Origin of the sequence: Rhodococcus sp. NPDC058505, assembly GCF_042720095.1 — a bacterium.
Lineage (GTDB): Bacteria > Actinomycetota > Actinomycetes > Mycobacteriales > Mycobacteriaceae > Rhodococcus_G.
Map to the genome: position 1 here is coordinate 110,596 of NZ_JBHXNB010000013.1, position 6,551 is coordinate 117,146.

A 6,551-nucleotide genomic window follows, 5' to 3' on the forward strand; every position below is an offset into this window, starting at 1 on the left:
CCAGTGGACGGGGTTATCCACAGGCCGGCGCGGCGCTGACCTGGGAATCCGGCTCCGCGCGCTAGGTGTTCGGGGAGTCGGGGGAATCGGTGTCGCCCCGCTCCTCACGCTCACGGGCCTGCAGCGCCTCAAGCTGCGCGATCGGATCGTCGAATGTGCTGGTGCCGCCGCCGACGACCCGGTCGACGAACCCGGCCGGGTTGTCCAGGTCACTCGAATCGGGAAGCAGGTCGGGGTGGGCCCACACCCCGTCCCGGCCGTCCGCGCCAGCGGCGTCACCGATCAGACGCCACAGCTGCGCGGCCTCACGGACCTTACGGGGACGCAATTCGAGCCCGACCAGGGTGGCGAAGGTCTGCTCCGCAGGGCCGCCGGTCGCGCGGCGGCGGCGCAGCGTCTCACTCAGCGCCGCGACGCCGGGCAGCCGGTCACCGAGCGCCTGCGCCACGACGACCTCCACCCAACCCTCGATCAGGGCGAGGAGCGTCTCCAATCGCTCAAGGGCCTGCTTCTGCTCCGGGGTCGTCTGCGGCTCGAAGCTGCCCTGCGCGAGCAGTTCCTCCAGCTTCGACGGGTCGGTCAGCGCGCTCGGGTCCAGGCCCTGCGCGGCCTCCTCGATCGCCGAGAAGTCCATCTTGATGCCCCGCGCATACTCCTCGACCGTCGCGAGCAGTCGCTGCCGCAGCCACGGCACGTGCACGAACAGTCGCTGATGCGCTGCCTCCCGCGCCGCGAGGAACACCAGAACCTCGCGGTCGGGCTGCTCAAGACCCTCACTGAACTTCTCCACCGCGGCAGGCATCAGGGCCGCGACACCGGTCGGGCCGAGCGGAAGCCCCACATCGGTCGACGTCAACACCTCGGAGGCCAACTGCCCGAGCGCCTGCCCGAGCTGCGAACCGAACGCCAGCCCGCCCATCTGACCGATCATGCCGAGCATCGGCCCGGCCATCTGCCGCGCCTCCTCCGGCAGCCCGGACACCCACATGCCCGACACCTGCTCCGCGACCGGATCGCACAGCCGCTTCCAGGTGTCGAGGGTGTTCTCGAGCCACTCGACCGGGGTCCACGCCACCGTCCGGGTCGCGCCAGCGGGCAGCGTCGTCGCACCGTCGAGCCAGACCTCGGCGAGGTGCGCGGCGTCGGTGACCGCGGACGCCGCGCCCGCCGTGACCGGGGTGACCGAACCGATCTGCTGCATCGCCAGCTTCTTCGCGACCTCGTAGTTCACCGGTCCGGACTGGCCGCCGGTGCCCATCGCGCTGCCCATCCCACTGAGCATTTGCCCGAACTGGGTCAGCATCTGCCCGAGCGCGGCCGGATCGAACCCGCCCGCCGCGTTGGCACCGTCCGGGTTGAATCCCCCGGTGTTGAAGCCGAACGGCATCCCGCCGGGCCCGGTCGGACCGCCACCGGAATTCTTGTCGCGGTCGGGGTCGTCGTCGGAGTTGGAGAAGCCAAACGGCGGATTGCTCATACGTCAACGGTACAAGGCATCGATGGCGGGGGGTGCCGCGGAAATCACGCCGAGCGCGAACACGCCCTGATGGCGGTCACACCGGTCGTCGACCTCTACGCTGGGCCGGGTGAATCGACGGATGCTGACCCTGGTCGCGGCGCTGGTGCCGGTCGCGGCGCTACTCGGGCTCGGGACGGTCGTTCAGGTGCCGTTCGTCGCGCTGGGGCCGGGTCCGACCTTCAACACCCTCGGCGAGGTCGAGGGCAAGCCGGTGATCGACATCGAGGGCACCGAGCTGGACCCGACCTCCGGCAACCTGAACATGACCACCGTGTCGGTCCGCGACGGACTGACCATTTTCGACGCGTTCGGGTTCTGGCTCAGCGGCAGGCACGGCCTCGTGCCCCGCGAGGAGGTGTACCCGGCCGACCGCAGTCGCGACGAGGTGCAGCAGGAGAACGCCGCCGACTTCGCGCAGTCCGAGGAGTCCGCGGAACTCGCCGCGCTGCACTTCCTTGACCTGCCGGTGGCATTGGAAATCTCGGATGTCGCGGACGACGGACCGTCCCACGATCTGCTCCGGGTCGGCGACCGCATCGTGAGTGTCGACGGGGTGCCGGTGCAGACGGTCGGGGACGTCCAGCGTGCCGTCGCCGACCTCGCCCCGGGCACCGTCGCGCCGATCGTCGTCGACCGCGACGGTGGGCCGGTGACGGTGCCGGTCACGCTCGGTGCCCGGCCCGGGCATACCGAGGTGGGCTACCTGGGCGTCACCCCCACCGAGATCCCCGAGGTGCCGTTCACCGTCGACTTCAACCTCGCCGAGGTCGGTGGTCCGTCGGCAGGCCTGATGTTCACCCTCGCGGTGATCGACAAGCTGTCCCCTGGCGAGCTCAACGGCGGTGGTTTCGTCGCCGGAACCGGGACCATCGACTCGGACGGCGACGTCGGGCCGATCGGCGGTATCCAGTACAAGCTGATCGCGGCGCGGGAGGCCGGGGCGACGACGTTCCTGGTGCCGTCGAAGAACTGTGACGAGGCCGCCCAACGGACACCGGACGGGCTGCGGCTGGTGCGGGTCGACGACCTCACCGGCGCGGTCGACGCGCTGGACTCGCTGAACGCGGGCGGCGACGCGCCCTCCTGCTGACCCGCCCACCCCAGCTCGCCTCGCCTCGCACACCCGCCCTCTGACCGAATGTGGGATTTGGTCACTTGATGTGACCGAATCCCACATTCGGTCAGGCGGGGCAGGCGGGTCAGGCGGGGCAGGCGGGTCAGGCGGGTCAGGCGGGGCGGTGCGGTGCGGGGGCGGGTGTGCGGGTCACCAGTCGTCGTCGGTGGCCTCGAACGTTGCGTGCAGGGCGTGCACCAGGCCGGGGGCCAGGTTTTCCCCGGTCCGCAGCTCCGGCTCGGCGAACGGGTCGTCGTCCTCGTCCGGCGCCAGCGCGAGGGCGCACTCGGACCGTCCGTCACGGAGGACGGCGGCGAACAGTCGGGCCGCACGGCGCTCGGGATGCGCACCGGCCGACGCCCGGATGACGTCGTCGGCCGGGTTGTCGCCGGCGAGCGCGGCGGACACGGCGGAGTTCAGCTCCTCGGATGCGGCCGGGGGGAGCACCAGAATCTCCTGGACGAGCAGGCACCCGGCCACCCCCTCGGACCAACTGGTGGTGCCGAGGTACTCCTCGATGGCGGTGCCGGTGCCGTGCAGGTCGTCGGGGAGGGGATGCTGCTCGATCGGGGTGAGTTCGGAGCCAGCCTCGAGTTGGTCGATCAGGTGGGGTTCGGCGACCGCGATCGCGGCGGTCGGGACGAGCGCGAACATTCGGGGCGGCTGCCCCCACCCGTCGGGATCCACGTGACCGGCGACCTCCTGCACGCACCGGGGCAGCGCGTCGGCGGAGATCCGGGCAGGATGGGGGGTGCCGTCGAAGTCGTTCACCCCGCCATCCTCGCACCAGCAGGAGGGACCCGGACAACCCGGACGACGCCGGTCGGCCTCGGTGCTCCCACGTAGAGTGGGACAAAACACCCTGCGGCTCGCCCGGCGCGCCGCCCGACCCCCGGAGCGTGACACGTGGGCATGCGGCCCCCCACCGGATTACCTTCGCTGTCAAGACGAAGCCGAGTCCTGTTGGTACTGGCGCTCGTTGCGGCGGTGCTGCTGCTGATCGGGCCGCGCCTGATCGAGACCTACACGAGCTGGCTCTGGTTCGGTGAGGTCGGGTTCCGCGGCGTCTTCACGACGGTGCTGGTCACCCGGATACTGCTGTTCCTCGCCGTCGCGTTGCTCGTCGGCGGCGCGGTGTTCGGGGCGCTGCTGCTCGCGTACCGATCGCGCCCGGTGTTCGTGCCTGCGGCGGGCCCCAACGATCCGATTGCCCGCTACCGGACGACGGTGATGAGCAGGCTCCGGCTGTTCGGGGTGGTGGTGCCGATCGTGATCGGCGTGCTGGCCGGGTTGGTCGCGCAGTCCAGTTGGGTTGCCGTGCAGATGTTCCTGCACGGCGGCGACTTCGGACAGCACGATCCGCAGTTCAACCTCGACGTCGGCTTCTACGCGTTCGACCTGCCGTTCTACCGGCTGGTGCTGAACTGGCTGTTCGTCGCCGTGCTGATCGCGTTCTTCGCGAACCTGGTGACCCACTACGTCTTCGGCGGCCTGCGGTTGTCCGGTCACGAGGGCGCGCTGACGAAGGCCGCGCGCATCCAGTTGGCCGTGTTGGCCGGGACGTTCGTCCTCCTCAAGGCGGTCGCGTACTGGTTGGACAGGTATTCGTTGCTGTCGAGCAGCCGCAAGGAACCCACGTTCACCGGCGCCGGATTCACGGACACCAACGCGGTGCTGCCCGCGAAGCTGATCCTGCTCGCGATCGCGGTGATCTGCGCGCTCGCGTTCTTCGCGGTGATCTTCATGCGGGACATGCGTATTCCCGCGCTGGCGACCGCGCTGCTGGTGCTGTCCTCGATCCTGGTCGGTGCGGTGTACCCGCTGCTGATCGAGCAGTTCTCGGTGAAGCCGAACGCCGCGCAGAAGGAAAGCCCGTACATCGAGCGCAACATCCAGGCCACCCGGCAGGCGTACGGCATCTCCGACGACAAGGTCACCTATCAGCCGTACAGCGGTGACGCGACGCAGGCGCCGCGGGATGTGCCAGCCGACGTCACCACGATCGCGAACGCCCGACTGCTCGACCCCAACGTGCTGTCGCCGACGTTCACCCAGCAGCAGCAGCGGCAGAACTTCTACGGCTTCCCGCCGACGCTCGACATCGACCGGTACGAGCTCGCCGGGGAGAAGCGGGACTACATCGTCGCGGCACGGGAGCTGTCCCCGAACAACCTGCAGGGCAACCAGACGGACTGGATCAACAAGCACACCGTCTACACCCACGGCGACGGGCTGGTCGCTGCGCCCGCGAACCGGGTGACCGCGCCGGTGCTCGACCCCACCCAGGACACCTCGAATAACGCCGGCTACCCGATCTACACGGTCAGCGACATCGCCTCGCAGCAGGACGGCACCCAGGTCATCAAGGTCGACCAGCCGCGCATCTACTTCGGCGAGGTGATCGCGGAGGGCGACGCCGACTACGCGATCGTCGGCAACGGCGACCCGAACCAGCCGCGCGAGTACGACACCACCAACTCGAAGTACACCTACACCGGTGCGGGTGGCGTTCCGATCGGCAACTGGTTCAACCGGTTGGCGTTCGCGGCGAAGTACGCCGAACGGAACATCCTGTTCTCCGGCGTGATCGACTCCAACTCGAAGATCATCTTCAACCGGGATCCGAAGTCCCGCGTCGAGAACGTCGCGCCGTGGCTGACCACCGACGGTGACGCGTATCCGGCGGCGGTCGACGGCCGGATCGTGTGGATCGTCGACGGGTACACCACGCTGGACAACTACCCGTACGCGCAGCGCAGCTCGCTCGACGGGTTGGTGGAGGACAGCATCGACCAGACCACCGGTCGACCGCTCCCGCGCAAGGAGGTCTCCTACATCCGGAACTCCGTCAAGGCGACCGTCGACGCGTACGACGGCACAGTGACGCTGTACCAGGTCGACGAGCAGGATCCGGTGCTCAAGGCGTGGATGGGGGTGTTCCCCGGCACGGTTCAGCCGCCGTCCGCGGTCAGCGACGAACTGCGCTCGCACTTCCGGTACCCCGAGGACCTGTTCAAGGTGCAGCGGGAGATGCTCGCGAAGTACCACGTCGACGACCCGAACGAGTTCTTCACCAACAACGCCTTCTGGTCGGTGCCGAACGAGCCGACCGTCGAGGGCTCGACACTGAACGAGCCGCCGTACTACGTCCTTGTCGGTGACGAGGAGACCGGCGAGCCGGTGTTCCGGTTGACCAGTCCGATGGTGGGATTCCGTCGCGAGTTCCTGTCGGCGTACATCACCGCGGACTCGGATCCGAAGAACTACGGCAAGCTCACCGTGCTCCAGTTGCCGGTGAACAAGCAGACGCAGGGTCCGGCGCAGGCCCAGAACTCGATGATCTCGGACTCCCGAGTCGCATCGGAGAAGGCGCTTCTCGAGCGTGCCAACAAGATTCAGTTCGGTAACCAGCTGACCCTGCCGATCGCCGACGGCGGCATCCTGTACGTGGAGCCGATGTTCACCGAGCGGAGCGGGTCGAACGCCGCGAGCTTCCCGCAGTTGACGAGGGTCCTGGTCAGTTTCCAGGAGCCGGGGCCGACGGGTCGCGTGCGGGTCGGGTACGCCGCCACGCTCGCCGAGGCGCTGAATCAGGTGTTCGAGGGCGGAACCGGTGGTGCCGCAACGGCTCCCGGTGGGACCGTGACCGAGCAGCAGTCCGTCGGCACCTCGCCTGCGCCCGCGACACCGCAGCCGGAGGCGGCGCAGCCCGCGCCCCCGCAGCCGGGCGGAACCGACCGGGACGCCGTTGTCTCCGAGTTGGATTCGGCGCTGTCTCAGGTGCGGTCGGCGCAGCAGAGCGGCGACTTCGGTGCCTACGGCGCGGCGCTGGACCGGCTGCAGAAGGCCGTCACCGACTACCAGAACCTGCCCGAGTAGCAGGCGGGCGCGGAGCCGACGAAGGGCGCCCCGCCGATC

The 6,551-nt window shown here is 69.2% G+C and carries 4 protein-coding genes; 2 read left to right on the top strand and 2 right to left on the bottom strand.

From position 1 onward, the window contains the following. Positions 1 to 61: 61 nt before the first annotated feature. A complete protein-coding gene (locus ACFWPA_RS12440; RefSeq protein WP_378506990.1) occupies positions 62 to 1,477 on the bottom strand; it encodes a zinc-dependent metalloprotease in 1,416 nt (471 codons plus the stop codon). A 109-nt stretch (positions 1,478 to 1,586) separates the two neighbouring features. On the opposite strand from ACFWPA_RS12440, the gene ACFWPA_RS12445 reads away from it, so the two are divergent. Next, entirely contained in the window at positions 1,587 to 2,609 is a 1,023-nt protein-coding gene (locus ACFWPA_RS12445; protein WP_378506991.1) for a PDZ domain-containing protein, read from the top strand. 174 nt (positions 2,610 to 2,783) lie between these two features. On the opposite strand, the gene ACFWPA_RS12450 is transcribed toward ACFWPA_RS12445, so the two are convergent. Next, entirely contained in the window at positions 2,784 to 3,404 is a 621-nt protein-coding gene (locus tag ACFWPA_RS12450; RefSeq protein ID WP_378506992.1) for a PPA1309 family protein, read from the bottom strand. 135 nt (positions 3,405 to 3,539) lie between these two features. Here ACFWPA_RS12450 and ACFWPA_RS12455 point away from each other — a divergent pair, with 135 nt between their 5' ends. Next, entirely contained in the window at positions 3,540 to 6,512 is a 2,973-nt protein-coding gene (locus ACFWPA_RS12455) for a UPF0182 family protein (RefSeq protein ID WP_378570330.1), read from the top strand. Positions 6,513 to 6,551: the final 39 nt, after the last annotated feature.

Coding starts and splice junctions, on each gene's coding strand:
- ACFWPA_RS12440 (WP_378506990.1), bottom strand. CDS start 1,477: ATGAGCAATCCGCCGTTTGGCTTCTCCAACTCCGACGACGACCCCGAC.